This is a genomic window from Cryobacterium sp. CAN_C2, assembly GCF_015751745.1.
Lineage (GTDB): Bacteria > Actinomycetota > Actinomycetes > Actinomycetales > Microbacteriaceae > Cryobacterium.
On sequence record NZ_JADOUX010000009.1, the window covers coordinates 90,001 to 114,733 of the forward strand.

A 24,733-nucleotide genomic window follows, 5' to 3' on the forward strand; every position below is an offset into this window, starting at 1 on the left:
GTCCACGGAACGCGCACGAGACGTGCACGAGTCGCGTGATCATCGCATCCGCTCTCGAAAAACAAACCGGTACGTTGTAGGCAATAGTTTTCGCTAATATAAATATCACGCGAAAGTGCCGCCGGTCGGGTTGCCCTTGTGCGGTACCACGCACCAGAAACTGTCGGCCGGGCTCGTCCCACGTGTCGCCGCTCTCTCAACCTACCGAAATGCGGGCTGGCCATGTATGACGCTCGCGATGTGTTTCGTCGTATCAATCGCGCCGTGCGCGCAGGAATCCCCTCGGCAGAAGCCTCGATGACCGAGCCGCACGAGCAGATCGAGCCGTCCGCAGCCGCCACGTCGACCGCGCCCATGCCGTCACACTGGTTTCGCTCAGCGACGCTGCTCGACGTACGGGGCCTGCACGTCACGGCGGCCGCCCACGCGGACACCCCACAGCTGGTTGCTGGGATCTCCCTCTCGATCACGCGTGGTGAGGTGATCGGGCTGGTCGGCGACGGCGACTCCGGCGCGCTCGAAGTCGCGCAGTGCATCGCCGGCGTGCTTCCCGCTCCGGCGACAATTCGTTCCGGATCGATTCTCTTCGACGGCGTCGAACTCGTTGGGCTACCCCAACGCTCGGTCTCACGGTTGCGAGATGCCCAGGTCGCCTACCTGCCGAGAACCCCACTGGGCGGCCTTGACCCGGCCGTTACTGTGGGAACACAGCTGTCGGCAGCGCTGCGTTCCTCGTTGGGCATGTCGAAACCGGCGGCCTACGAGCGTTCGTTGGAGTTGCTGCGCCAAGTCGGTGTCGACAAGCCCGAACACACGTTCACCGCATACCCGCGCGACGTATCGGCGACGCTGGCGCGACGGGTGCACATTGCCATTGCCCTCGCCGGGAACGCGAACCTGATCGTGGCCGACAACCCGACGGACAACCTGAATGCGTCGGACGGCTCCGACATTCTCGATCTGCTGCGCCAGTTGCAGCGCGAGCGCGAGCTGACGATGATCATCGTGACCGGCTCAGTCAGCGTGGCGGCGCTGATCTGCCATCGGGTCGCCGTTGTGCGAGCCGGTGCGATTGTGGAATATGCTTCGGTCACTGACCTCTTCGGCTCACCCCGGCATCCGTACACCCTCGAGCTCCTGTACGCGGCAGAGAATGAATGAACGGCTGGGCAGCCCGGCCTTGTAGATTGGGCGCATGGAGGCGAACAACCGACCGGGCGCCCGCGACGCGATATTCGCGCAGCTCGTCGACGCCGGCCGCACCGAGCAGGTAACTGCCCGCCTCACCGATGCGATCATTCTCGGCGTCCTCGCCCCTGACGAACGCCTGCCAAGCGAATCCGACCTGGCCCGCCGCTTCGGCGTGGCCCTGGTCACGGTGCGCGAGGGACTGGCTGTGCTGCGCGATGCTGGCCTGGTCGAAACCCGGCGCGGGCGCGGCGGCGGCAGTTTCGTGATGAAAGCGGATGCCCCGCACAGCACCCTCGTGCAGGCCCGGCTCCACGGTCTCGCCCAGGTCGACCTCTCCGACATGGCCGTCTACTTCGCCACCATCGTGGAAGGGTGCGCCCAACGCGCCGCGGTGCGCGCCTCCCCACCCGACTCCGACCGCCTCGATCGGTGGCTGCGCGATGCTGAGTTTACGACGATCGCCGGCGCCCGCACCAGCGCGGGCGGCTTCTATCTGGAGCTGGCCGTGCTCAGCCAGTCCGCCCGACTCGTGCGGGAGCTCATTCGGCTGCAAGCCGAGTTCGGCCCACTGCTGCTGCTCGGAATGACCGATGCCCGCGCCCGGCTGTCGCTCGTGGAGAGTAACCGGGCCATCGTCGGGGCTGTGCGTGCAAACGACGCGGCATCGGCGCGGCAGCTCTCAACCGAGCAGGTGCGCAACCTTGCCGAATGGCTGATGAATGCGAAAGCCAGAATCGAACGAGGCGGAGCCTGGGATGACTGAGACCATGACCGATTGCGCTGCTGCGGTGGGCGCGTTCTTCGCGGGCGCCTTCGCCGAGCTCGATGGTTGGCGCGACGACCTAGCCGGCGGCGACCCCACCGTGCGGCCGGCCGACCTCGATGCCCGTGTCGAAGGGTTGGCACGTCCAGCCCTGACCGACTCGAGCCCGCTGTTCGTCGGCGCCGGATTCATCGCCGCACCCGGCTATGTGCGCGGCCGGGACATCCACTTCGCCTGGTGGCTGGGCCCGCAGGGCGGCAACCCGTTGCTCGGCAGCAGCAGCTCCGCCACACGCCTCGACCTCGCCACCCGCGCCTATGCCGACTACGTGCGCAATTTTCGCACCCTGGAGTGGGACCAGGTGCCGCAGTCCACCAACCAGACGCACGTCACCGGGCCCTACGTGGACCACCTCTGCACCTGCGAGTATATTTTCACCCTGACCATGCCGGTGCGCATCGGGGAGGACGCGCCGATGGTGGGTGTGGTGGGAGCCGATGTCGCGGTCAAGCGCCTGGAACAGGTGCTGCTACCGCTGTTGCTCGCCGCCGACGGGCCGATGCTGCTGCTCAACGACGTCGGCCGGATCGTGGTGTCGACCGACCCGACGCGCCCCGTGGGAGACATGCTGGCCGGGCCGGGGCATCCGCTCACCGGCTACAACCGGGCCGCCTGCCCGGGGGTCGATCTGGTGATCGCGAGCCCCGCCCACCCGTCCCAAACATAAAGACTGCATTCCGGATGGTTGACGGTATCAACGCGGTAGGGCCTCCCCTCTTGCCTCAGGCGGCCTTTGGGACCTGGGGGCAGACCACTTCTGTTGCTGGGGTACGCTGACGATTTCGATCAGGCCCGACGCCGCTAATTCAACCGGGACAAGCTTTGGGAAGTAATCATCCGGTTCTATAGCTTTGGGTGCCGGCATCCGCTACGTTGGGCTCACACATTGACGTGTACCGCCGGGTGGGAGGCGTTTCTTTCGGATTGAAAGGGCATCATGTCCGTTGAGGCTTCCAACAAGAAGGGTATCGGTGACGGCGACCACCTGAAGGTGCTCGGCTACGACGACTCGTTCCACCGGTCCATGTCGCTGTGGGCCACCTTTGCCCTCGGGTTCACCTACCTGTCGCCGCTCGTCGGTGTGTACTCGCTGTTCGCCCTCGCCATGAGCACGGGTGGGCCACCGTCACTGTTCTGGCTGTTCATTGTGGGCACCGGGCAATTGCTGGTGGCGCTCGTGTTCGGTGAGGTCGTGTCGCAGTACCCGATAGCGGGCGGTATCTACCCGTGGACGCGGCGCCTGTGGGGCAAGCGGTACGCGTGGATGGCGGCCTGGGTCTACATCTGGGCGATGCTCGTCACCATTACCGCCGTCGCCGAGTTCGGCACCGTGTTTCTAGCCAGCCTGATCAACGCCCCGGCCACCAAGGAAGTCGCCCTGGGCCTCTCGATTGCGTTTCTCGTGGTCGCGTTCGCCCTCAACTTCTCGGGCACCAGGACGCTCGCACGGGTGGCCAGAATCGGGCTCGCCGCCGAGCTCATCGGTGTGGTGGCGGTGGGACTGTACCTGCTCATCTTTCAGCGCCACCAGGAGTTCAGCGTGTTCTTCAACACGATGGGCGTTCAGGGCAACGGCAGCTACGCCACTGCTTTCCTGGGGGCGGCATTGACCGGGCTGTTCCTGTTTTACGGCTTCGAAGCCTGCGGCGATGTGGCCGAAGAAGTGGAGAACCCCGCCCGCGGCATACCCCGCGCCATGATTCTGACGATCTTTGTGGGCGGAATCTCGGCCCTGCTCTCGTTCGGCGGATACGTGATGGCCGCACCGAACCTGCAGGACATCGTCGACGGAGTCGACACGGACCCGATCCCAGCCATTCTGGACGCCGCGCTCGGCCCGGTCGGCGCCAAGATCTTTCTCGTCGTCGCCCTCACCGCCTTCTTGTCGTGCGTGCTCAGCTTGCAGGCCGCGGCCAGTCGCTTGCTGTTCTCGTTCGCTCGCGACGGCATGGTTCCGGGACACACGTGGCTGGCCACGGTGTCGCCGCGCACCGCCGTGCCGACCAACGCACTCATCGTGTCCTGCTCGATTCCCGTGCTGCTCTGTCTAATCATCTACGTGGGCAGCGACCAGGTGCTAACCCAGATCACCTCGTTCGCCGTCATCGGAATCTATGTGGCGTTCCAGTCCGTGGTGCTGGCCGCCCTGCGCCAGCGCATCAAGGGCTGGAAACCCGCCGGCCCGTTCAGCCTCGGCCGTGCCGGCTTCGTGGTCAACGTGCTCGCCCTGGCCTATGGCATCTTCGCCATGGTACTGCTCGCCGTGCCAGGCTCCAGCGGAGAATTCTTCAGCGACTACATCGTACTGATCGGCCTCTTCGTCGTCATGGGTAGCGGACTGCTCTACCTGGTCATTGCGAGGCCCGACCGCAAGTCGCTGGCTCCCGAGGGTGACGCGATCGAGGTCGCCGCCCTACTCCGAGCACACCCCGACCGTTAGCCCATCACCCTCAAAAGAAGCAGGGCCCGTCCGAAGACGAGCCCTGCTTCTTTTGAGCGGATGCCTAGATGCTGTTCACATCGAGCGGGATGCCAGGACCGAAGGTGGTCGAGACGACGCCCTTCGTGATGTAACGGCCCTTGGACGAGCTCGGCTTGAGGCGAACGATCTCTTCGAGTGCTGCGGAGATGTTCTCGCCCAGCTGCTCGACGGAGAAGGAAGCCTTGCCAACGACGAAGTGCACGTTGGAGTGCTTGTCGACGCGGAACTCGATCTTTCCACCCTTGATGTCGGACACAGCCTTGGCAACGTCAGGCGTCACGGTTCCGGTCTTCGGGTTGGGCATGAGGCCACGCGGGCCGAGGACCTTCCCGAGACGACCGACCTTACCCATGAGCTCGGGGGTGGAGACAGCGGAGTCGAACGAGGTGTAACCAGCGGCGACCTTCTCGATGAGCTCGTCGCCACCAACCTCGTCGGCGCCGGCTGCGATAGCGGCTTCGGCGGCGGGGCCGGTCGCGAAGACGATGACGCGGGCGGTCCGGCCGGTGCCGTGCGGGAGGATGACGGTTCCACGAACCATCTGGTCGGCCTTGCGGGGGTCGACTCCGAGGCGGAGGGCGACCTCAACCGTGGAGTTGAACTTCGCGGAGCCGGTCTCCTTGGCCAGGGCCACGGCCTCGGCGGGGGTGAAGACGTTGTCTTCGCCGATTTTCGCGGCGGAGGCGCGGTACGCCTTTGACTTGGTTGCCATGTTAGATCTCCTGTGTGTACTTCAGAGTGTGGTGCGAACCTGGCAGGCTCTTCCACCAATTGCTAAGGGTGCGCGGCGCCGTGTGGCGCCGAAGCGGGGTGTGCTCAGGCGCTGACCGTGATGCCCATGGAGCGGGCGGTTCCAGCGATGATCTTCGCAGCCGCGTCGACGTCGTTGGCGTTGAGGTCAACCATCTTCGTTTCGGCGATCTCGCGAACCTGGGCCTGGGTGAGGTTGGCGACCTTGACGGTGTGCGGGGTTCCGCTGCCCTTGGCGACGCCGGCAGCCTTCTTGATGAGCTCCGCTGCGGGTGGGGTCTTCAGGATGAACGTGAACGAACGGTCGTCGTAGACGGTGATCTCGACGGGGATGACGTTGCCGCGCTGGGCTTCGGTCGCTGCATTGTAGGCCTTGCAGAATTCCATGATGTTTACGCCGTGCTGACCCAGTGCCGGCCCGATGGGCGGTGCGGGGTTGGCTGCGCCGGCCTTGATCTGAAGCTTGATCAGACCTGTAACCTTCTTCTTCGGTGCCATTGTGTTGTCCTTCGTATTGATGTGCGAGCAGCCCGGAGGCCGCTCTCCCGGTGGCCCGGATGGGCCCCGGTGGTTTGGGTAGAACCAGTGTGGATGACCCTTGCGGGGCCTTTATTCTACTGGTCAGAGCTTGGTGACCTGGTCGAAGCTGAGCTCGACCGGGGTCTCACGCTCGAACAGGGACACGAGCACGATGAGCTTGCCGCTCTCCGGCTTGATCTCGCTGATCGAGCCGGGCAGGCCCGCAAACGAGCCTTCCTTGATCGTGATGGTCTCGCCGATTTCGTAGTCGACCTCGGCAGCGATGACGCGCTGTGCCGACTTTCCGGGAGCGCCGCCAGCCTTGGTCGGGGCTTCGACGATCTCAACGAGTCCCTTGAGCATGCCGAAGGCCTCTTCGAAACGCAGTGGCGTCGGGTTGTGGGCGTTGCCGACGAAGCCGGTCACGCCGGGGGTGTGGCGAACAACCGACCAGCTGTCTTCGTCGAGGTCCATGCGCACGAGCACGTAGCCGGGAATGCGCACGCGGGTGACCATCTTGCGCTGGCCGTTCTTGATCTCGACGACATCTTCCATGGGAACTTCGCACTGGTAGATGAAGTCTTCCATCGCCATCGACTGCTTGCGGTTCTCAATGTTCGACTTCACGCGCCGCTCGAAGCCGGCGTAGGAGTGAATGACATACCACTTGCCCGGCAGAAAGCGCAGTTCCTTGCGGAAGGTTTCATAGGGGTCGACCTCGACGTCGGCATCCGCTTCAGCAGCAGCGGTCTCGTCGGTACCGAGCTCGTCTTCATCTTCAACGGCTTCGACGGAGGCGTCGGCCTCTTCGGCCGAATCGATGTCGAGGGCATCATCGACAACAGCGTCAGCTTCGGGATCGGAGGACTCGGCGAGGGCGTCGAGTGCGGCGTCGAGGTTGACCTCAACATCGTCGTTCTCGTCGATGACGTGCAGGGCGGCCTGCTCGGCGGCCTCTACGGAGTCTTCGGCGGCGGCGAGGGTGTTGCCTTCCTGCGCCTCGTCTTCCTCGGAGGACTGCTCGGCGGCAGTGGCCCAGTCGACATCGTCGTGCTTCGTCTCAGTCACTAAATCTCAATCCCTAATTTGTCTACGTGTGCAAGTTGTCTGGGCGTGCTTCCATGCCGGTGATGCAGGCGTTCCGCCAAAGCGGATGCCGGTACTGCGCTCTAACCTGGCGTTCCGAACACATAAAGGACGGCGAGGCCGAAGACCCAGTCGAATGCCGACACGATGGCCATCATGATGATCACGAACACGAGCACGACGCCGGTATAGCTCAGTAGCTCTTTACGAGTCGGGGTGACGACCTTGCGCAGTTCGGCAAAAACCTGCTTGATAAACAGGGACAACCGAGCGAAAGGACCGCGATTGGATTCGCGGGCCATTCGTGCGTTCGCGACGACTTCCTCACTAGGTTCGTCGACAACTTTTCGGGCCACCTGTCACACCTCTCATGATCGGCAGACTTCTACCGATGTGCAGGGCGGACAGGACTCGAACCTGCAACCTGCGGTTTTGGAGACCGCTGCTCTACCAATTGAGCCACCACCCTATGGAAGCAAACCCACCATGCCGATACCACTTTCAACCAAGAGAGAACACTGATAAAAAGGCGCAAAAAAACATCGCAGATTTAACTACCGTGAATAAGTCTAGGTCACGGACCGGCCACTGTAAAGCTGAGACGAGTCAGCCCTCTGAATGAGCCCCGTACCTCTCTGCCTGACTGACACAAGCAGAGTGGCACAAGCAGAGTGGCACAAGCAGAGTGGCACAGAACGCTCTAGCGCATACCTCCGAGATGCGTGGGTCTTCATCGATTGGTCGCGTGCCAACCGCTCTGCCAGGTCGGGCTTTCCCCGCTTGCACGCCCGAGCCAGCTCCCACGATCAGCGACCGTCGAGACGGCCGATCAGCTTGTGCATAGCGGTCATGGCGCCGCCGAGCACGGCCGGGATACCGCCGCCGGGGTGCACCGACGCGCCCACCTGCCACAGCCACGGGCGTGCCCAACTGGTGTACCCGGGGCGGTGGAACGGACCGCTCTGCCAGAGCGGGTTGGTGGCGCCGTACAGGGCTCCACCGGTCGAACCCCAGCCGCCGAAGTAGTGCGGGTCGAGCACGACGTGGTCCCGGAACAGCTCGCTGATCGGCCGGTCCAGGCCCACGACGGCGCTGATCCGGGCGACCTCACGCGCCACCCACGGGCTGTCGAGATCGTAGTGGCGGCCGTCGGCGGGCGCGGTCAGGAGCACCGCCACTGTGGCCCGGTCATTGGGATAGACCTCGTGCGGCCGGTAGTAGTTCAAGAAAGCCATCGTTTGTTCCGGCACAACCCCGCCAGCGAGGCTGCGGTGCAGGGCCGCCGGGTCGTCGGGCAGCACGACGGAGTGCGTGGCCGTGCCCTCCGGCAGCAACGTTTCGAGGGCCGCATAGATGGCCACCCCCGAGCAGGAGCGCGCCCGCGGCCGTGCCGGCGACGCGCCGCGCAGTCCATCGAGCACAGCGCTGTCAAGCCCGCTCACGATCACGTCGGCCAGGTACGTCGCCGACGGCGTGGTCACGAGCCCTTTCGACACGGATGTGACGGGCTCGCCCGTCTTCACATCCGCGCCGGCGTGCAGCGCCAACCGGTGCAACGCGAGCGGCAACTCGTTCACGCCGCCGCCCGGAACCCACACGCCGTCCCTGGCCATAATGGCCGGCATGCTCGCGTACAGGGCGAGGGTATGCCGGGGAGAGACCCCCGCGTTGAGGGTGTGGATGGCGATGACCTCACGCAGGCCGTCCGGCATCCAGCTCAGGCCGTCTAGAAAGCTGCGCGTGGTCAGGCGGGTGCCGTAGAGGCGAAACACGTTGCGTACGGCCGGCAGCGACGCCGGGTCGGCCGGGTCGGCGGTGAGCATGCTCGTGAGTTGGGGACCGAGGCCGCCGTGTTCCCGCTCGAAACGGATCCAGGCCGCGTGCCAGGGATGCCCGGCCGGCACCGGCAGGGTGGTTTCCTCTCCCCGGTAGAAGTACCGGCCCACTTCGGGCAGTCTCTGCAGCGTCACCCCAGCCACCGCGGCGGCCTCAGGGGGAGCTTGCCTGCGGGCACCGAGTGCGTCGTAGCGGGCCAGCAGTTCCTCCCAGACCCGGGGAAAAGTGACCAGCGCCGGCCCGGTGTCCACGCGCTGTCCGTCGATCTCGAGGCGCCTGCTCTTGCCGCCGATCCAGTCGGAGCCTTCCAGCACGGTCACCGAATGGCCGGCGCGAGCCAGCAGCGCGGCGGCAGTGAGCCCGCCGATACCCGCGCCGAGCACGACGATGCGCTGCGGGGTCGTGTTCGTGCGCGTTCGGGTCATGGATAGGCTCCTAGTAAAATGGCTGCCACAATTTGGGCCCCGGCAACGGAACCTGCAACATAGGGGAACACGATCGAGTATCGGTACAGGCGGCGGGCCGTCGCCGGCGTGGGGCTGCGTCCCAGCGACACCACCAGCCAGCCAGCGATGAGCGCATTCACCAAGGCGACCGGCCAGCTGATCAGCGCGAAAGCCACGGTGGACAGAACCCACCACACGCCGCTCCAAACCGTGGCGCCGCGCGCGCCGAGATGAACGGCGGTGGTCTGGATTCCGGCGGCGCGGTCCTCGTCGATGTCCTGCACAGCGTCGTAGGTGTGCTTGGCCACACTCCACGCCATCAGCCCGACAGCCGCCGCCCAGACCGGCGACTCGCCGAGGGCGAGGGGTACGAAGACCAGCGGGAAGGCGTAGGCGGCGTTACTGAGCGAGTCGAGGTAGCGCCGGGCCTTGAAGCGCAGCGGGGGTGCCGAGTAGAAGATGAAGATCACCGTGTACGCGGCGATCCAGGCGAGCGCCACCGGCGGCAGCGTGAGCAGAAAATACGCGACGAACGGTGCGTTGGTCAGCACAACCCCAAGCACGATACCGCGGGTTTCCGAGCCGAGGATGCGGGCCCCCTCGAGGCCGCCCTTGCGGGCGTTCTGGGCGTCCGTTTCCTGGTCGAAGATATCGTTCACGCCGTAGATCAGTAGGTTGAACGGCAGGGTCGCCCAAAGCATCAAGGGAATGACGTCCCAGCGCCACAAATCCCCGATCAGCCACATGCCGATGACGGTGGTTCCGATGGTGTTGACCCAGAGCACCGGGCGGGAGATATGAACCAGGCGGGTGAACACCCTCTCACTCTATCCCTGCGAAAGACCCGTTTTTCGCGGGTGTCGCGTCGCTCAGCCGGGGGCGACCGAATCTACGCCAGACGGGCTGACACGAGCGCCGGCTCAGCCTGGGGCGCCCCTAGCCCGAGCGCTGGTCGGGTAGCTAAGCTCAACGTGTGGCTCACGAACTCAAGCGAATTTCTACTCGGATCGGCTCTATTGCTGAATCGGCAACCCTCAAGGTTGACGGCAAGGCCAAGGCGCTGCAGGCAGCGGGGCGGGCGGTGATCAGCTTCGCGGCGGGGGAACCCGACTTTCAGACGCCCGAGCACATTGTGGAGGCGGCGCTGGCCGCCGTGCGTGATCCGAAGAACTATCGGTACACCCCGGCAGCTGGTCTGCCCGAGCTGCGCGAGGCCATCGCGGCCAAGACGCTGCGCGACAGCGGGCTCGCGATCTCGCCGAGCCAGGTCGTCGTCACCAACGGTGGCAAGCAGGCCGTCTACCAGGCCTTCGCGACCCTGCTCGATCCCGGCGACGAGGTCATCGTGCCGACCCCGTATTGGACCACCTACCCCGAGGCGATCCGTCTCGCCGGCGGCGTGCAGGTCGATGTCTTCGCCGGCAGCGACCAGGGTTACCTCGTGACCGTCGAGCAGCTTGAAGCTGCACGCACCCCGCGCAGCAAGGTGCTGCTATTCGTCTCACCGTCCAACCCCACCGGCGCCGTCTACTCGCCGGAACAGACTCGGGCGATCGGCCAGTGGGCCGAAGACAATGGCCTCTGGGTCATCTCCGACGAGATTTACCAGAACCTCACCTATGACGGCGTTCGCGCGGTGTCTATCGTCGAAGTCGTGCCCGCGCTCGCCGACCGCACCATCCTGGTGAACGGCGTTGCGAAGACATATGCCATGACCGGCTGGCGTCTCGGCTGGATGGTCGGCCCCGGCGACGCCATCAAGGCGGCAGCAAACCTGCAGTCGCATCTCTCGTCCAACGTGTCGAATATCTCGCAACGCGCCGGAATCGCCGCGCTGAACGGCCCGCAGGATGCCGCTGAGGCCATGCGGGTGGCTTTCGACCGCCGCCGCAGGCTGATCGTTGCGGAGTTGAACAAGATCCCCGGCGTCGTGACACCGACTCCACAGGGTGCCTTCTACGTCTATCCCGATGTGACGGGTCTACTCGGCCGTGAGTGGGGCGGGGCCACCCCGACAACCTCTCTCGAACTGGCCGACCTGATGCTCGACCAGGCCGAAGTGGCCGCCGTTCCCGGCGAGGCCTTCGGCCCGAGCGGGTTCCTGCGCCTGTCGTACGCCCTCGGCGACGACGCCCTGCTTGAGGGCGTAAAGCGCCTCCAGCGCCTGTTCGCCTAGCCGCCTTTCGCTGAGAGTCTCCGTTCTACCCGGAGTCCCCGTTCACATGGCGACTCTGAGTAGAAAAGGGGCAAGTCGGCTTGAGTCGGGTTGCGGAGCATCCATCGACCGGTGGATGCATAAATCAGCCGGCTGCCCGGTGGTGCGGGCGGCCCCGCGGTGGGATTCTGGTGACATGACATTCTTAGACCCGGTGGTGCAGGTGCGCGACCTGCGCAAGTCCTATGGGACCCTGGCGGCCGTCAACGGTGTGAGCTTCTCCATCGCGGCCGGTGAGACCTTCGTCCTGCTCGGCCCGAACGGGGCAGGTAAGAGCACCACGATTGAGATTCTTGAGGGATATCGCGATCGCAGTTCGGGCGAGGTGAGCGTGCTCGGCGTCGACCCGCGACACGGCGGTCTCGATTGGAAGGCGCGACTCGGCATGGTGTTGCAGACCAGCGGCGAGCAGGGCAATGTGACGGTGACCGAACAGCTCACGCACTTCGCGGGTTTCTATCCGAACCCCCGCAATGTCGACGAGGTCATCGACGCCGCCGGGCTGCGCGAGAAGGCCAAGACCCGCATCAGCAAGCTCTCCGGTGGGCAGCGACGCCGAGTGGATGTCGCGCTCGGCATCATCGGGCGGCCCGAGCTGCTCTTTCTCGACGAACCGACCACCGGCTTCGACCCGGAGGCCCGGCATCAGTTCTGGAACCTCATCCGCGGGCTGAAAGCCGAGGGCACGACCATTCTGCTTACGACGCACTACCTCGACGAGGCCGCGCAACTTGGCGATCGGGCCGGGGTCATCGCTGGCGGCCGACTCATCGACATCGGCGCGATCGATGAGATCGGCGGCACCGAGGCGCGCGTTCCGCTCGTGCGCTGGCGGGATGCCGTCGGCCTGGTTCACGAGCGCCGCACGAGCGAGCCGGGTGCGGTGGTGGCCGAGCTCATCGCGCAGACCGGCGGAGAGCCGGTCGACCTTGAGGTCATCCGGCCGAGCCTCGAAGATGTCTACCTGGGCCTGGTGCGTGGTGACAAACTGCCGACGCAGCCGAAAGCCCCAAGCTCGGTTTCGAACGGAACGGGAGATATTCTCACATGAGCATATTCTTCAGCGGGGCCAGCCGGGTCGGGTACGAGACCCGGATCTACTTTCGTTCCCCCGACACCGTGTTTTTCACGTTCTTGTTTCCCTTCATCATGCTCGGCATCTTCACGGCCGCCTTCAGCGTGGGTGGCAACCTGGGCACGAATCCCGACGGCACCGGTGGCGTGAGCGTCGGTGCCTACTACCTGCCCGGAATGCTCGCCGCCGGCATGCTGCTGTCGGGCGTGCAGAACCTGGCGGTGGACATCGCCGGCGAGAAGAGCGACGGCACCCTTAAACGTCTCGGCGGCACCCCGTTATCACCGTTCAGCTACTTCATGGGCAAGATCGGGCAAGTCTTCGTGACCGCCATACTGCAGGCCGGACTGCTGCTGCTCGTCGCTCGATTCGCGCTCGGCATCGACCTGCCCACGTCCGGTGAGAAGTGGTTGCTGTTCGCCTGGGTGTTTCTGCTCGGCGTCATCACCTCGGCTTTTCTGGGCATCGCGCTTTCTGCCGTGCCCCGATCGGGCAAGAGCGCGACCGCCGTTGTGGCCCCGATCGTGCTCGTGCTGCAGTTCATCTCGGGGGTCTACCTGCAGTTCAGCACCCTGCCGGACTGGATGCAGAACCTGGCCGGCCTGTTTCCGCTCAAGTGGATGGCGCAGGGCATGCGCAGCGTTTTTCTGCCCGATAGTTTTGCTGCCGCCGAGCAGAACGGCGTCTGGAATCTCGCTTGGGTTGCCGGGGCGCTCGCTCTCTGGCTCGTCGTCGGGCTCATACTCAGCCGCGTGACGTTCCGCTGGATCCGCAGAGACAGCTGACCTAGAGCAGTTTGCGTTCGAGGGCCCAGGCGGTCAGTTCGTGTCGGCTCGAGAGCTGCAGTTTGCGCAACACGTTCGACACGTGTGTCTCCACGGTTTTCGTTGCAATGAACAGGGTCGTTGCGACCTCTTTATAGCTGTAGCCGCGGGCGATCAGTCGCATCACCTCGGTCTCACGGGCCGAGAGCCGGTCGAGTTCCTCATCGGTTTGGGCGGTCTCACCGGCCACGGCGCCGAACGCGTCGAGCACGAATCCGGCCAGCCGGGGTGAGAACACCGCGTCACCGCCAGCCACCCGGCGGGCAGCATCAGAGACCTCGGCCCCCGACGCGCTCTTGGTGATGTACCCGCGGGCACCGGCTCGAATGACGCTGACCACGTCATCCGCTGCATCAGAAACGCTGAGTGCGAGAAAGAGGGTGTGCGGGGCGTGCGTCGCTGCCTCGCGAATGACCTCGGCGCCGCCGCCGCCGCGGCCTCCGGGTAGGTGAACATCGAGAAGCACGACGCGCGGCTGCAGCCGGGTCACGAGGTCAATCGCCTCGTCGACGGTCGCCGCTTCGCCGAGCACCGAGAGGCTGGCGTCGAGCTCGGCGCGCAGGCCGGAGCGAAAGATCGAGTGGTCGTCGACGATGAGGACCGCGAGCGGCTCGGGCGTCGGTTCCGCGCTGGGGGTCATGGCAGGGACGTTTCTTGGGGATGGGGGTCTCCAAGCGGTGCTGGAGACTCGTTCGGAATCGGTGGAAGGGTGAGCAGAATCTCGGTGCCGGTGCCGCCGGGCCCCGAGCGCACAACCGCCGTGCCGCCAGCCCGGCGCATCCGCCCGATGATGGATTCACGAACACCGAGTCGATCCTCGGGCACGGTATCGCGGGCGAAACCCGGGCCGCGGTCGGTCACACTGAGTTCGAGGCCGCGCCGACCGATTTCGAGGTAGACCGAGACCGGGCCGCCGGCATGACGGGCGGCGTTGAGCATCGCTTCGCGGGCTGCCGCAACGAGGGGTCTGGGGGCCTCGCCCGGCAGAACGCCGGCGCTGACGACCTCGAAGTGCACCGTGAAGTCCGCTTCGATTGCGCTTGCGATGCGGCGCAGTTCGGTGGCGAGGTCGGTCGTACCACCGCTTGAACCGGTGAACAGCCACTCGCGTAGCTCGCGTTCCTGCGCGCGGGCGAGGCGAGCGGCCTCGCTGTGCGGGCCGGCCTTCTGCTGAATGAGGGCGAGGGTCTGTAACACCGAATCGTGCAGGTGCGCGGCGATCTCGGCCCGTTCGGCCTCACGCTCCCGAGCGGCCCGCTCGTCGGCGAGGTCGCTCCAGAGTCGCAGCACCCACGGTGCGATGACGACGATGACGGCGAGCAGAACGGATGCGGCGGCCAGAATGACAGTCCACACGTTCGGGCTGTCCCCGGTCACGAAAAACAGCAGAATGCCCACCGCCACCAACACGAGCGCGCCAAGCGTGCGCACCGCCAGGGCAGAGGATTGCTGGGCGGCGCCGCTGCGCACGTCGGCAAACTGCCGCCAGGCCAGCGCGGTGCCGGCGAGCACGACGATCCCGGGCACGACGACGGCGAGCGGAATGTTGGCCCCGAGACGGCTGGCCACCAGGGCGATGCCAGCCGCAAGCAGGGCGAGTCCGAGCAGGATCTCGGTGACCGGCGCGGCGCGGGCGAGCTGGGCATCCGCTGCCGGGGCGCGCAAAGCGAGGTCGGGTATACCGGGCGCGTCCGGCTTCATCCGGGCGCTGCCGGACGAAACGTCGGTGGCGCGACTGGCGGCGGGAGAAACCGCGCGGGCCAGACTGGATTTGGGGAGCGGTTCCGCCGCCGTCGGCGCGACGGTACTCGGTGTCGTTGCCCACAACCAGGCGTAGAGCAGCACGCCGGCGCCTCCGCACAGCGACAGCAGCATGGTGGCCACGCGCACGGTTGTCACCGGCAGGCCGGTGTGGTCGGCGAACCCGGCGCAGACTCCGCCGAGCAGGCGAAGCCGGGGCCGGGTTATCCGTTCGGTTCTCACTCGTTCATCAAAGCACGCCGGGGGTACGCCCGGTCGCGTGCGGCGAGAGTTCAGGGTTCAGTCAGGGTCATCCCCCATGGCTGCTGGTCGGCCGCGCTGCCAGACTCGAAGCATGAACGACACCCCCCTCCCACCGCATCCCGGTAGCACCCAGCCTGGCAGCACCCTGCCTGGCACGACCTACTCGGACACCGAGCCGAAGCCCGACCAGATCACCCGATTCTTCGACTGGATCCGGGCTTCCGGTCTGAACCGCGATGGCGACCGCTGGTTTGCTGGCGTCTGCGGAGGCATCGCAGCTCGCACCGGGCTCGACCCGCTGATCGTGCGCGGCATTGCGGTCGTCCTTGCCATTCTCGGCGGCCCCGTAATCTTCGCCTACGCCGTGGGCTGGGCGCTCCTGCCGCGCGGCGCCGGTCGCATCTACGTCGAGGATGCCCTGCGTGGTCGATTTCAACCGGCCATGATCGCCATCGGCGCTCTGCTTTTCTTCACGATCGTGCCGATCTTTCAAGACGGCTGGTGGCGCGGCCCCGTCGTGGGCCTGCCCAACTGGCTAAGCACACTGTTTGGGATCGGCTGGAGCCTGGCCCTCCTGGCTGGCATCGGCTGGCTGGTCGTCTATCTGGTTCGGCGCCGGAGCGGCAACCGCACCGGGGCAGCCGGCGCGAACGGGTCAGCCCGCTCGACCGGCTCACCGTCGGGCCGCTCCGGCTCGTACCCCATGCCCGGCTATGGTTCGACGCCACCGCGCACCGCTGTGGGCCCCGCGTCGGCCTTCGTGCCCGAAGAACGTGCTCCCGCCACGAACACGGCATCAGCAACCGAATCCCGGGCCGAGTCACCGGCGGCCGGCGCCGAGACTCCGAGTGGCAGTGGCACCCACTACCCCAGCCCCTACAGCGCAGCAACGTATGTCTCGGGCCGAGAAAAGCCGGCGGACCAGAACAATATCTGGCAGGAACAGCACCTCGCACGCCAGGCTGCGCGGCGCGCTCTCGTGCGCGCTCGCCGCCCCGGTACGGGATTCACCTCCATCGTGCTCGGTCTGGCGCTCGCAACCGGCGCCGTGGCGGCCATGGTCAATTCCCGTGGTGTCTGGTCGAACGAAGTCGTTCTGCTCGGCCTCGCCTTCGCCCTTGGCGTTCTCGCGGTCGGCATCGTCATCGCCGGAATTCGCGGCCGCACCGACGGCGCCATGGGAGGCTTCGCCCTTCTCGCCGCCGTCGTCATCGCGGCCGTGGCTGTGTTCCCCCCCGGCACCCAATTCTCCGCCTTTGGCACGAATGTCTGGGCGCTCAGCGCGAACACCGCGGATGCCACCGAGACGCCCGGTTACGCCATGATCGCCGGCCAGACGATCCTTGACCTGCGTGACTTCGACAACCCGGGCCTTCGCAACGACCGCACGATTGATGTCTGGCTCGGAGCCGGCGAAACCAAGCTGATTTTGCCAGCGGATGCCCCGGTGCGCGTCGAAACGCACGCCGTGGTTGGTGGGGTGGACTACTCGGGACGCAGCAGCTCGAGCGAGAACGGCGAGCGAAACGGCCTATTCACCGCCGACAGGCGCACCTTCAACGCAGGCAGCGTCAACTCCACGAGGGATGAGAACGGGCCCGTGCTGCGCATCTGGACGCTGGCCGGCCTCGTCACCCTCACCGATTCGAACGACTAGGACACCCCATGACCACTCCCGACCCGCGCGAGACAGCCACGAACGACACCTCGAACGTCGCAGACCAGGCCGCTGACGCTGCCAACGCCACTGCAGCGACCGAGAAGCTCGCCTTCCCCTTCGAGGGGACCCCGGCGAAAGGGACCCCGGACATCGTGACCCCCAGTCCCGCATACCCCTTGCCCGCACAGCCCGACGACGGGTTGCGCGGGGCCCAGCCCGCGGCATCCGCTGCCCGACTGCACCCACGGTTCAGCACGATTCTCTGGGGGGTGCTGTTGCTGGCCTTCGCCACCTGCGTGGTCGTGTTCAGTCTCGTGCCGATCCGGCCGGACCCCACGCTGTGGCTGCTCGGAGGGGTCATCGCGGTCGGTCTCGGCCTCGTCGTGGCCGGCATCGCGGCCGCCGCTCGCCGCTCCGACTAGCCCGGCGCACCGAGTTACAGCGTGAGCCCCACGAGCACCGGCTCGGCCTGTAGATTCACACCGAACTCGGCCCGCACCCGGCCGAGCACATAACGGGCGAGTTCGGCCACCTCGGCCGCGGTCGCCCCGCCCGTGTTCGTCAACGCGAGGGTGTGTTTACTCGACACGGCCGCCTTCGATCCCGGCAGGCGAAAACCCCGACGGACACCGGCGTGTTCGATGAGCCAGGCGGCACTGAGCTTGACCAGGCGCACGGGTTCCTCACCGGGAATCGGACCGACGCCCATATATTCCTCAAGTGGAATTACTCGATCGGCCGGCTCGGGCTCCAGCGGCCAGCGCGGCGCATCCGTTGGCAGCGAGCGCGCAAACCCCTCGGTGACGATCGGGTTGGTGAAGAACGATCCGGCACTGAAGGTGTCGGGGTCGCTCGGGTCAAGCACCATGCCCTTGCCGGCCCGCAGGCCGAGAACGGTCGCGCGCACGATCTGCAGCGGCACCCGGTCGCCCAGCTGAACACCGAGCGCTCCGGCGAGTTGGGAATACTTCAACGGTTGGCCGAGAGTGCTTCCCAAAACGGATGCCTCGGCCGCGGTGTCATGCAACTCCAGCTCGATCGCCAGCACGACGCCACGCAGCCCTTGCTTGAGCGCCGAGGTTCGGTAGCCGAGGTCGAGGTCGGCGCGCTCAAGCCGTTCGACCTCACCGGTTTCGTAGGAGAGAAAGTCGACCGCGACGAGGCTGTCAGAGAGTTCCTGGCCGTAGGCGCCAATGTTCTGCACGGGGGCAGCGCCGCACGATCCGGGAATGCCTGACAGCGCCTCGATTCCGGCCCACCCGCGATCCACGGCGTAGGCGACGAGATCGTCCCAGGGTTCGCCTGCCTGTACGCGCAGGCGTACCCGGGCGCCGCGGTGCTCGGTGCCCGATTCGGGGCCGGCAGCGACGGGATCGTCGTCTGCGGGATCGTCGGCGGCGGCATCCGCTTTGCTGCCATCTGCGAGCACCTCGATGCCGCGGGTCACCACGTGGATGACGATGCCGTCGAAACCTGCGTCGGCTACGACGGTGTTGGATCCACCGCCGAGCAGCAGCCAGTTCTCGTCCATACCCCAGACCGAGAGGGTCTCGTTGATGAGGTTCTGCTCGGTGACCGGCGCCACCCGGGCGGCTGGTGGCCCACCGAGACGAAAGGTGGTGAGGGTGCTCAGGGCAACGGGTTCAATCATGTTTCAACCGCCTCAGGCCAGGTTGACGCGCGCCTGCGCCTTGCCGAGAACGGTCGCGCCGTTGAAGTTCACAACGAGGTCGATGCGCGCCACATTAGCTTCGAAATCGAGGGCGCCGACCTTGGCGACCACGTTGACAAGGGCACCTTCCGTGGCGTCGACGAAGACCGGGCGGGTGAACCGCACCTGATAGTCGACCACCCGGGCCGGGTCGCCGGCCCAGTCAACGACGGGCTGCACGGCCAGGCCCATGGTGAGCATTCCGTGGGCGAGTACGCCCGAAAGTCCCACCGACTGCGCGACGTCATCGCGGTAGTGAATGGGGTTGAAATCACCGGATGCCCCGGCGTAGTGCACGAGTGAATCGCGCGTCACTCGGAAACTCGCCTCGGCGACGACACTGCCGACCGTGAGATCAGTCAAAACGTGGGTCATTCGTCTCCCCTGACGACGAGGGTGGAGATGGCGGTCACGACGTGGGCGCCGGTCGCGTCGACGATCGTGGACTCGGCGGTCACCATCGAGTGGCCACCGAGGGTCTTGATGCTCGTCACCGCGAGGGTAGCCGTGAGTTCGTCGCCGGCGACGATTGGGCGCAGATAGCAAAAGCGCTGGTCGCCGTGCACGACACGGGTGAAGTCGATGCCGCCATCCGGTTCGGCCAGAAGCTGGGCCAGGGTGGCCTCCTGCACGACCACGGCAAACGTGGGCGGGGCGACGACGTCGGCGTGGCCAGCCGCGCGGGCCGCTTCGGGATCGTGGTTGATCGGGTTGGTCGCGAACACGGCGCGGGAGAATTCGCGCACCTTTTCACGTCCGACAAGGTACGGTGCGACCGACGGAAAGACCCGTCCCTGCAACTCTGGGTTCACTGACACCCATTGAGTCTACTCAGAGAGCTCCCGGTGGCGGGTCAGAACCACACCAGAACAAGGCGCACACTATAAAGCGTGAAATGTGTATCCGTGCGCCTCGGTGACCCCGAGGTGGCCCCTCTCCTGCTTGACCTGCACCGTGAATACGAAACCCGATACGGCGACGGCGATTCCGTGCACGACGTCGACGGGGCCGAGTTCGATCCGCCCAGCGGCGGCTTTCTCGTGCTCGTCGACGGTGACACGACGGTCGCCGGTGGCGGCCTGCGCCAGTTCAACGCCACCACCGCCGAGGTCAAGCGCATGTGGACCAACCCCGATTACCGCCGCCAGGGCCACGCCCGCACGATTCTGCAAGAGCTGGAATCCCTCGCCCGCACCCTCGGCTACGAGCGGATGCGACTCGAAACCGGCTACGCCCAGCCCGAGGCCCTCGCCCTCTACCGCAGCCTCGGCTTCACCGACATCGGCAACTACGGCATCTACGAGCACGCCTCCGGCTTCGAACTCACCCTCACCTGACCGAGCCCCGCCGCTCAACGGACGCGGGCCCGGCTCGCCCACTCTGTCGTTCCGTCTACGGCGCCGCATTACTCTCACGAGATCGTCGCTCCGGAACGGATTCGATGGCCCGCGTCGCGCCGGGGAGGTAGCGTTAGAGGGCTATGCAAAACAAATTGATCCCGCACCCCGAACTTCCGATCGACCTGCCGACCGACGAGCGCATTCGCGCCGCCGTTGCGCACTACGGCGAGAGTGTTGTCATCGATAACGCCGTCGCGCTGTTGCGCGCCAAGAATGCCGGAAAAGACTTTCTGCTGTACGCGGGCGGCCGCCACGCCCTCGGCATCCTCGAGGGTGCCCCCGCGCTGTACTGGCCCGAGCTGTGGGGCGCCCGCGCACTGCTGCATGTCTGGGGCGAATCGGCCGCTCCATACATCGTCGTCGGGCTGAACAACCAGGCCTGGCGGGTACGCGAGATGTGCGCCAAGGTCGTGCTGCTGCGCGGGCTGCAGGTCGTGCCCAAGCTCGTGCGCCTCACCACCGATGAGAACCCCCGTGTGCGCTCCGCTGCCCTGCACGCCCTTGCCGACCAGGGCACCGCCGACAACATCGCGACGATCGAGGTGCGCCTGCGCGACGCCGACAAGGAGGTGCGCCGCGCCGCCCAGCAGGCCCGCGACGCGATCCGCGGCCGCCTCAAGCTGACGAAACCGGCCACCGAGCCTGAAGCCTGAACCAGTCGGCTAGCCGCCGGCATCCGTTTGCGAAGAGCCTGATCTACGGTCGCCGGAGCAGCGCTCCCTCATGCCTGCAGGTGGCGGCGGCGGTCAGCATGGCGTCGGCCAGCAGCGCCTGCCAGGCGGCCAAATCCTGCGGCACCCCGTCGGTCACGATGGTGCAAACGGATGCCGCAAGCGTCGCGTCCCCGGCACCCATCGTGTCGATGACCGGGCCATCGAGCTTCGCGATCGGCGCACTGACCTGCTTATTATTCGCGAACGAAACCGAGGCGCCGAGGCGTCCGGCGGTCGCCAGCACGGTGTGCGCGCCCGCATCGACGAGCCGTTCCCGCAGCTCGTCGAGCGTGCTCTCGTAGAGAAGGTCGGCGTCTTCGTCGCCGACCTTCACGAGCAGGCTGCGCGCGGCGAGCGCCTCAAAGTTGCGCACAAACCGCGGCCCGTCATGCAGCATGCCGGCCCGCGGGTTGGGGTCGATCACGAGGCGATGCTCGGGGTCGCTCACGCAGGCCGCGAACGCTTCGGTCTGCGCGGTGTCGTCGAACGGAAAGCAGCTCACGACGACGAGCGCGGCGCCCTTGAGTGCGGCGCACTCGGCCACCCCGAACTCGATGCGACGCGCCTTGGCGGCATCATTGAAGAAGTAGCGGGGTTCGCCGTCGGTGCGGTCAGACACCGCCCGCGACGAGCCGAGCGGCCCCGGTGTCGCGATCAGCTGCACGTCGTACTGGTCGAGGAACGCTCGAAGCACGGTGCCATCGGCGTCGTCGCCGACCATCGCGATCAGGGTCGTCGGCACGCCGAGCACGGCCAGTCCGACCGCCACGTTGAGCGCGGCGCCGCCGGCAAATTCCCGGCTCGACTCCGAGTCGCGCAACACGTCGATGAGGGCGTCGCCCACAACGACGACACGAGCGGGGGCGCTTTGTTCAGGCATGGGGTCCATTCTCTCCGGAGCCGCGAGCAATGAGCCCGGTCGGCACAGTGTACGGGGGTGCAGGGGTCTGGCCGCCATCCAGGCGCTGCGCCGGGCCGGCAACAGGCATGTGCCGACACAGAAAACAGCCGCCGGGAGGAGTTCATTCTCCTCCCGGCGGCTGCCCCTCATGCAGTTCTAGACGCTTTTGCGTCCTGACATCGACCGCATCAGGAACATGATCACTGCGATGATCGCGAGCACGATACCGACCCAGAGCAGAAACTGGAGCGACTGCACCAGACCGCCGGTAATGAGCAGCACCACCGCAACAATGGCCACAATGATGAGTAGCGGATTCATAGTCCGACCTTTCATTCATGCGCGGGAAAGTCCCGATTGCCCAGATACTACCCCCAAGTGAGGGCCGAAGCGGATGCCGCGCGCGGCGTCCGCTTATCTGTCGTGTTGGGCCCGGTGCCCGTGCCGGAACGAGCGCCCGGGCACGCACGTCGTTACCATTGAGCAATCGGCACGCGCGGGGCGGAGCGCTTGCGCTCCCGACTGCCACCCGATCTGGAGCCCGATGCGACACTTCACTCTCACCCAGTTGCGGTATTTCGCCGCCGTCGCCGAGCTGGAAAGCATGACCCAGGCCGCCGCCCGGCTGCTCGTGAGCCAGTCGGCCGTCTCCACGGCCATGGCGGAGCTGGAGCGCACGCTCGGCGCCCAGTTATTCCTGCGCAGCCCCTCGACCGGGCTCAAACTCACGCCGACCGGGCGCAGGTTCGCGCTCGACCTCAAGGCGTTTCTCGACCACGCCGATTCCCTGTTCGAATCGGTCTACGGTGCCGCCGAAACGCTCACCGGCGAGCTGACCGTCGGCGTGTTTTCGCCACTGGCCTCGTTTCGGCTGCCGGCCATTCTCAAGGCGTTCGAAGCCGCCCACCCTGGCGTCGACGTGACCTTTCTCGAAGCAGACCTCGCTTCACTGCAGACCGAACTGCGCGAGGGGCGCTGCGACCTCGCACTCATGTACGGGCACGGCCTTGGCAGCGGTTTCTCCAGCCAGGTGCTCGAGCGGGTTCCTCCGCACGTCATCGTTCCCGAGGGCCACCGGGCCGCGAACAGCCCCGGTCGAGAGATCGCCCTGCGCGACCTCGCCGGCGAACCGCTGATTCTGCTCGACCTGCCGCACAGCAGGGAGTATTACGAGAGCCTGTTCGCCGTGGCCGGGGTGGTGCCCAACGTACGCCACCGATTCGCCGGCTACGAAACGGTGCGCTCCTTCGTCGCCCAGGGCCACGGCTATGCCCTGCTCAACCAGCGGGTCTACAACGATGTGCCCTACTCCGGCGGTCGCGTGGTGCCGTTGAGATTGACTGATGAGTTTCCGCCGAGCGAGGTCATGCTGGTGCGTCTCCACGCCGCCCTGCCCACCCGTCGTACCCTGGCCTTCGAAGAGACCTGCCGACGTTTGTACGGTGCCACCCGACCTTAGATCATTACCAAAATCGATGAGGTTGGCCAGGAGAATCAATTGGACAAGGGACTTTCGCGACGCGCAAGCTTGACCACAATTAGCAGCGCGCTCCCGGCACCGCTCGTCTGTGACCGGGATCCGACTCATCGTGATCAAGGAGGATCAGTGTTCGAGCAGACAATTCATGTGTCGCCCCGGTTACACACCAGCGGATGCGCCGCAATATGACCGACACACGGCTCGCGCAGAGTTCACGGGCCAGAAACGAAGCGGCGAGCGCCGGAATCACCACGATCGTACGGTGGACTTCATGACCACGACCGCAGCCACCGCCCCGATCAGTCCGCTAGCCGACGCCGCTCCCCCGAAGAAAATCACCGGCCTGCAAAAGCGGGTGCTGCTCGGCGGCAGCATCGGCCAATTCATCGAGTTCTACGACTTCACCCTGTATGGCTTGACGGCGGTGATCTTCTCTCAGCTGTTCTTCCCGAGCACTGATCCGAACCTCGCCCTACTCGCCACCTTCGCAACCTTCGGCGTCGCGTTCATCGTGCGCCCTCTCGGCGGTCTGTTCTTCGGTGCCCTCGGCGACAGGATCGGGCGGCGCAAGGTGCTTGCCATCACCCTGCTCTCCATCGGTGTGGCGACCGCCTGCATGGGACTGCTGCCCACCTTCGATCAGATCGGCCTGGGCGCTCCCCTACTCTTGCTGCTGATGCGCCTCGTGCAGGGTTTCTCGGCCGGTGGCGAATCGGTCGGCGCGCCCTCATTCGTTTTTGAACACGCCCCGATCAACCGGCGCGGCCTCTGGCTGAACCTGACCATCGCCGCGACCGCACTGCCGTCCGTGTTCGCCGGTACGATGATTCTCATCCTCAGCCAGAGCATGTCCGACGCGTCGTTCACCGCCTGGGGCTGGCGCCTCCCGTTCCTGCTTGCCCTGCCGCTGGCCCTGTTTGGCGTCTGGATTCGTAGCAAGACGAGCGAGAGCAAGTCGTTCACCGACGCCCAGGCCATTAGGACCACGGAGTTCAGCCCGATCAAGGAAGCCTTCAGCGAGAACAAGCTGCGCATGGTGCAGGTCATCTTCGTGATGGGCCTCACCGCGATGGGCTTCTACTTTCTCTCGGCCTACTTCGTGGCGTACGTGCAGACCACGGGTAACCTCAGTCGCGAGCAGTCCCTGCTGGCCAATGCGGCCGCCCTCGCCCTGTACGCCGTGCTGTTGCCGATCGGGGGGCGCATCGGCGACAAGGTCGGGCGCAAGCCGATGCTGATCGCCGGGTCGGCCGCGATCGCCGTTCTCGCCATCCCGAGCTTCATGCTCGTCACGAGCGGCAGCCTGCCGCTCGCCCTGCTCGGCCAGATGCTGTTCGTCATTCCCCTGTGCATTTACGGCGGCGGCTGCTACACCTTTTTCGTCGAGATCTTCACGACCAGAACCCGCTTCACGAGCGCTGCCGTGAGCTACAACCTCGGCTATGCCATCTTCGGCGGCACCGCGCCGCTCGTCGGCGCGGCCCTGGTCTCCAGCTCGGGTGTTTCGTTCGCCCCGGGCTTCTACATGGCCGGCGCCGCCGTGATCGTGTTCCTGCTCGTAACCCTCACCAAGGTGCCCGAGACGCGGGGGCGTCTGGGCTGAGAGCGCCGCGGCAT

At 66.0% G+C, this 24,733-nt stretch carries 26 protein-coding genes and 1 tRNA gene; 13 read left to right on the forward strand and 14 right to left on the reverse strand.

Going from position 1 to position 24,733, the window contains the following annotated elements; translation table 11 throughout:
- The first annotated feature begins 240 nt into the window (after positions 1–240).
- The 4 genes from IWX77_RS09215 to IWX77_RS09230 all read left to right on the forward strand — a co-directional run bounded on the left by IWX77_RS09215 (position 241) and on the right by IWX77_RS09230 (position 4,454).
- Entirely contained in the window at positions 241–1,161 is a 921-nt protein-coding gene (locus tag IWX77_RS09215) for an ATP-binding cassette domain-containing protein (RefSeq protein ID WP_196844212.1), read from the forward strand.
- A 34-nt stretch (positions 1,162–1,195) separates the two neighbouring features.
- Positions 1,196–1,954 carry a FadR/GntR family transcriptional regulator gene (locus IWX77_RS09220; RefSeq protein WP_196844213.1) on the forward strand — a complete coding sequence of 253 codons (759 nt, stop codon included), beginning with the start codon at positions 1,196–1,198 and terminating at the stop codon, positions 1,952–1,954.
- Positions 1,947–2,681 carry a hypothetical protein gene (locus IWX77_RS09225; protein WP_196844214.1) on the forward strand — a complete coding sequence of 245 codons (735 nt, stop codon included), beginning with the start codon at positions 1,947–1,949 and terminating at the stop codon, positions 2,679–2,681. The genes IWX77_RS09220 and IWX77_RS09225 overlap by 8 nt, the downstream gene beginning before the upstream one ends.
- 270 nt (positions 2,682–2,951) lie before the next feature.
- Complete coding sequence (locus IWX77_RS09230) at positions 2,952–4,454, forward strand: APC family permease (protein WP_196844215.1); 1,503 nt, start codon at positions 2,952–2,954, stop codon at positions 4,452–4,454.
- A gap of 64 nt (positions 4,455–4,518) precedes the next feature.
- Here IWX77_RS09230 and rplA read toward each other — a convergent pair whose 3' ends face one another.
- The 7 genes from rplA to IWX77_RS09265 form a co-directional block, all read right to left on the reverse strand.
- Complete coding sequence (gene rplA, locus IWX77_RS09235; RefSeq protein WP_196844216.1) at positions 4,519–5,208, reverse strand: 50S ribosomal protein L1; 690 nt, start codon at positions 5,206–5,208, stop codon at positions 4,519–4,521.
- Between the two features lie 104 nt (positions 5,209–5,312).
- Positions 5,313–5,744, reverse strand: coding sequence for a 50S ribosomal protein L11 (gene rplK / locus IWX77_RS09240; RefSeq protein WP_196844217.1), 432 nt, complete (start codon positions 5,742–5,744; stop codon positions 5,313–5,315).
- 123 nt (positions 5,745–5,867) lie between these two features.
- Complete coding sequence (gene nusG / locus IWX77_RS09245) at positions 5,868–6,833, reverse strand: transcription termination/antitermination protein NusG (protein ID WP_196844218.1); 966 nt, start codon at positions 6,831–6,833, stop codon at positions 5,868–5,870.
- A gap of 101 nt (positions 6,834–6,934) precedes the next feature.
- The gene (gene secE / locus IWX77_RS09250; RefSeq protein ID WP_196844219.1) at positions 6,935–7,207 is read right to left on the reverse strand and encodes a preprotein translocase subunit SecE; all 273 of its coding nucleotides are present in this window, start codon (positions 7,205–7,207) and stop codon (positions 6,935–6,937) included.
- 40 nt (positions 7,208–7,247) lie between these two features.
- A tRNA-Trp gene (locus IWX77_RS09255) sits at positions 7,248–7,320 on the reverse strand.
- A 337-nt stretch (positions 7,321–7,657) separates the two neighbouring features.
- Positions 7,658–9,112 (reverse strand): phytoene desaturase family protein, encoded by a 1,455-nt coding sequence (locus IWX77_RS09260; RefSeq protein WP_196844220.1) that lies wholly within the window; start codon positions 9,110–9,112, stop codon positions 7,658–7,660.
- A complete protein-coding gene (locus tag IWX77_RS09265; protein ID WP_196844221.1) occupies positions 9,109–9,951 on the reverse strand; it encodes a UbiA family prenyltransferase in 843 nt (280 codons plus the stop codon). The genes IWX77_RS09260 and IWX77_RS09265 overlap by 4 nt, the downstream gene beginning before the upstream one ends.
- Before the next feature lie 155 nt (positions 9,952–10,106).
- Between IWX77_RS09265 and IWX77_RS09270 the strand changes: the two genes are divergently transcribed.
- The 3 genes from IWX77_RS09270 to IWX77_RS09280 all read left to right on the forward strand — a co-directional run bounded on the left by IWX77_RS09270 (position 10,107) and on the right by IWX77_RS09280 (position 13,208).
- Positions 10,107–11,309, forward strand: a complete 1,203-nt coding sequence (locus IWX77_RS09270) for a pyridoxal phosphate-dependent aminotransferase (RefSeq protein WP_196844222.1) — start codon at positions 10,107–10,109, stop codon at positions 11,307–11,309.
- A gap of 175 nt (positions 11,310–11,484) precedes the next feature.
- Positions 11,485–12,399 (forward strand): ABC transporter ATP-binding protein, encoded by a 915-nt coding sequence (locus IWX77_RS09275; protein ID WP_196844223.1) that lies wholly within the window; start codon positions 11,485–11,487, stop codon positions 12,397–12,399.
- Positions 12,396–13,208 carry an ABC transporter permease gene (locus tag IWX77_RS09280; RefSeq protein ID WP_196844224.1) on the forward strand — a complete coding sequence of 271 codons (813 nt, stop codon included), beginning with the start codon at positions 12,396–12,398 and terminating at the stop codon, positions 13,206–13,208. Before IWX77_RS09275 ends, IWX77_RS09280 begins: the two co-directional genes overlap by 4 nt.
- 1 nt (position 13,209) lies before the next feature.
- Here the strand turns inward: IWX77_RS09280 and IWX77_RS09285 are convergent, their stop codons facing one another.
- Together IWX77_RS09285 and IWX77_RS09290 are read right to left on the reverse strand one after the other, a co-directional pair.
- Complete coding sequence (locus tag IWX77_RS09285) at positions 13,210–13,887, reverse strand: LuxR C-terminal-related transcriptional regulator (protein WP_196844225.1); 678 nt, start codon at positions 13,885–13,887, stop codon at positions 13,210–13,212.
- Entirely contained in the window at positions 13,884–15,230 is a 1,347-nt protein-coding gene (locus tag IWX77_RS09290) for a PspC domain-containing protein (protein ID WP_196844226.1), read from the reverse strand. Before IWX77_RS09290 ends, IWX77_RS09285 begins: the two co-directional genes overlap by 4 nt.
- 112 nt (positions 15,231–15,342) lie before the next feature.
- Here IWX77_RS09290 and IWX77_RS09295 point away from each other — a divergent pair, with 112 nt between their 5' ends.
- Together IWX77_RS09295 and IWX77_RS09300 are read left to right on the forward strand one after the other, a co-directional pair.
- On the forward strand, positions 15,343–16,908 hold the full coding sequence (locus tag IWX77_RS09295; RefSeq protein WP_196844227.1) for a PspC domain-containing protein: 1,566 nt from the start codon (positions 15,343–15,345) through the stop codon (positions 16,906–16,908).
- A gap of 8 nt (positions 16,909–16,916) precedes the next feature.
- Positions 16,917–17,333 (forward strand): hypothetical protein, encoded by a 417-nt coding sequence (locus IWX77_RS09300; RefSeq protein WP_196844228.1) that lies wholly within the window; start codon positions 16,917–16,919, stop codon positions 17,331–17,333.
- A 14-nt stretch (positions 17,334–17,347) separates the two neighbouring features.
- Here the strand turns inward: IWX77_RS09300 and IWX77_RS09305 are convergent, their stop codons facing one another.
- Genes IWX77_RS09305 through IWX77_RS09315 form a run of 3 tightly spaced genes read right to left on the reverse strand, consistent with a single transcriptional unit; the run spans position 17,348 to position 19,440 of the window.
- Entirely contained in the window at positions 17,348–18,562 is a 1,215-nt protein-coding gene (locus tag IWX77_RS09305) for a UDP-N-acetylmuramate dehydrogenase (RefSeq protein WP_196844229.1), read from the reverse strand.
- 12 nt (positions 18,563–18,574) lie between these two features.
- Positions 18,575–18,997, reverse strand: a complete 423-nt coding sequence (locus tag IWX77_RS09310) for a MaoC family dehydratase (RefSeq protein WP_196844230.1) — start codon at positions 18,995–18,997, stop codon at positions 18,575–18,577.
- The gene (locus tag IWX77_RS09315; protein WP_196844231.1) at positions 18,994–19,440 is read right to left on the reverse strand and encodes an FAS1-like dehydratase domain-containing protein; all 447 of its coding nucleotides are present in this window, start codon (positions 19,438–19,440) and stop codon (positions 18,994–18,996) included. The genes IWX77_RS09310 and IWX77_RS09315 overlap by 4 nt, the downstream gene beginning before the upstream one ends.
- 72 nt (positions 19,441–19,512) lie before the next feature.
- On the opposite strand from IWX77_RS09315, the gene IWX77_RS09320 reads away from it, so the two are divergent.
- The gene (locus tag IWX77_RS09320; RefSeq protein WP_196844232.1) at positions 19,513–19,959 is read left to right on the forward strand and encodes a GNAT family N-acetyltransferase; all 447 of its coding nucleotides are present in this window, start codon (positions 19,513–19,515) and stop codon (positions 19,957–19,959) included.
- Positions 19,960–20,102: 143 nt separating this feature from the next.
- Entirely contained in the window at positions 20,103–20,675 is a 573-nt protein-coding gene (locus IWX77_RS09325) for a HEAT repeat domain-containing protein (RefSeq protein WP_196844233.1), read from the forward strand.
- A 43-nt stretch (positions 20,676–20,718) separates the two neighbouring features.
- Here the strand turns inward: IWX77_RS09325 and IWX77_RS09330 are convergent, their stop codons facing one another.
- Positions 20,719–21,615: a carbohydrate kinase family protein gene (locus IWX77_RS09330; RefSeq protein ID WP_196844234.1), complete on the reverse strand. Its 897-nt coding sequence runs from the start codon at positions 21,613–21,615 to the stop codon at positions 20,719–20,721.
- 177 nt (positions 21,616–21,792) lie between these two features.
- Complete coding sequence (locus IWX77_RS09335; RefSeq protein ID WP_196844235.1) at positions 21,793–21,957, reverse strand: hypothetical protein; 165 nt, start codon at positions 21,955–21,957, stop codon at positions 21,793–21,795.
- Between the two features lie 223 nt (positions 21,958–22,180).
- On the opposite strand from IWX77_RS09335, the gene IWX77_RS09340 reads away from it, so the two are divergent.
- Both IWX77_RS09340 and IWX77_RS09345 read left to right on the forward strand, forming a co-directional pair.
- Entirely contained in the window at positions 22,181–23,095 is a 915-nt protein-coding gene (locus tag IWX77_RS09340) for a LysR family transcriptional regulator (RefSeq protein WP_196844236.1), read from the forward strand.
- Positions 23,096–23,387: 292 nt separating this feature from the next.
- On the forward strand, positions 23,388–24,719 hold the full coding sequence (locus IWX77_RS09345) for an MFS transporter (RefSeq protein ID WP_196844237.1): 1,332 nt from the start codon (positions 23,388–23,390) through the stop codon (positions 24,717–24,719).
- The last annotated feature ends 14 nt before the right edge of the window (positions 24,720–24,733 follow it).

Excerpts from the sequence above, each read along its gene's own strand:
- IWX77_RS09280 (WP_196844224.1), top strand. The coding sequence starts at position 12,396 with ATGAGCATATTCTTCAGCGGGGCCAGCCGGGTCGGGTACGAGACCCGG.
- IWX77_RS09260 (WP_196844220.1), bottom strand. The coding sequence starts at position 9,112 with ATGACCCGAACGCGCACGAACACGACCCCGCAGCGCATCGTCGTGCTC.
- IWX77_RS09335 (WP_196844235.1), bottom strand. The coding sequence starts at position 21,957 with ATGAATCCGCTACTCATCATTGTGGCCATTGTTGCGGTGGTGCTGCTC.
- IWX77_RS09275 (WP_196844223.1), top strand. The coding sequence starts at position 11,485 with ATGACATTCTTAGACCCGGTGGTGCAGGTGCGCGACCTGCGCAAGTCC.
- IWX77_RS09285 (WP_196844225.1), bottom strand. The coding sequence starts at position 13,887 with ATGACCCCCAGCGCGGAACCGACGCCCGAGCCGCTCGCGGTCCTCATC.
- IWX77_RS09295 (WP_196844227.1), top strand. The coding sequence starts at position 15,343 with ATGAACGACACCCCCCTCCCACCGCATCCCGGTAGCACCCAGCCTGGC.
- rplA (WP_196844216.1), bottom strand. The coding sequence starts at position 5,208 with ATGGCAACCAAGTCAAAGGCGTACCGCGCCTCCGCCGCGAAAATCGGC.
- IWX77_RS09230 (WP_196844215.1), top strand. The coding sequence starts at position 2,952 with ATGTCCGTTGAGGCTTCCAACAAGAAGGGTATCGGTGACGGCGACCAC.
- rplK (WP_196844217.1), bottom strand. The coding sequence starts at position 5,744 with ATGGCACCGAAGAAGAAGGTTACAGGTCTGATCAAGCTTCAGATCAAG.
- IWX77_RS09325 (WP_196844233.1), top strand. The coding sequence starts at position 20,103 with ATGCAAAACAAATTGATCCCGCACCCCGAACTTCCGATCGACCTGCCG.
- IWX77_RS09330 (WP_196844234.1), bottom strand. The coding sequence starts at position 21,615 with ATGCCTGAACAAAGCGCCCCCGCTCGTGTCGTCGTTGTGGGCGACGCC.
- IWX77_RS09345 (WP_196844237.1), top strand. The coding sequence starts at position 23,388 with ATGACCACGACCGCAGCCACCGCCCCGATCAGTCCGCTAGCCGACGCC.
- IWX77_RS09220 (WP_196844213.1), top strand. The coding sequence starts at position 1,196 with ATGGAGGCGAACAACCGACCGGGCGCCCGCGACGCGATATTCGCGCAG.
- IWX77_RS09300 (WP_196844228.1), top strand. The coding sequence starts at position 16,917 with ATGACCACTCCCGACCCGCGCGAGACAGCCACGAACGACACCTCGAAC.
- IWX77_RS09305 (WP_196844229.1), bottom strand. The coding sequence starts at position 18,562 with ATGATTGAACCCGTTGCCCTGAGCACCCTCACCACCTTTCGTCTCGGT.
- IWX77_RS09310 (WP_196844230.1), bottom strand. The coding sequence starts at position 18,997 with ATGACCCACGTTTTGACTGATCTCACGGTCGGCAGTGTCGTCGCCGAG.
- IWX77_RS09225 (WP_196844214.1), top strand. The coding sequence starts at position 1,947 with ATGACTGAGACCATGACCGATTGCGCTGCTGCGGTGGGCGCGTTCTTC.
- IWX77_RS09340 (WP_196844236.1), top strand. The coding sequence starts at position 22,181 with ATGCGACACTTCACTCTCACCCAGTTGCGGTATTTCGCCGCCGTCGCC.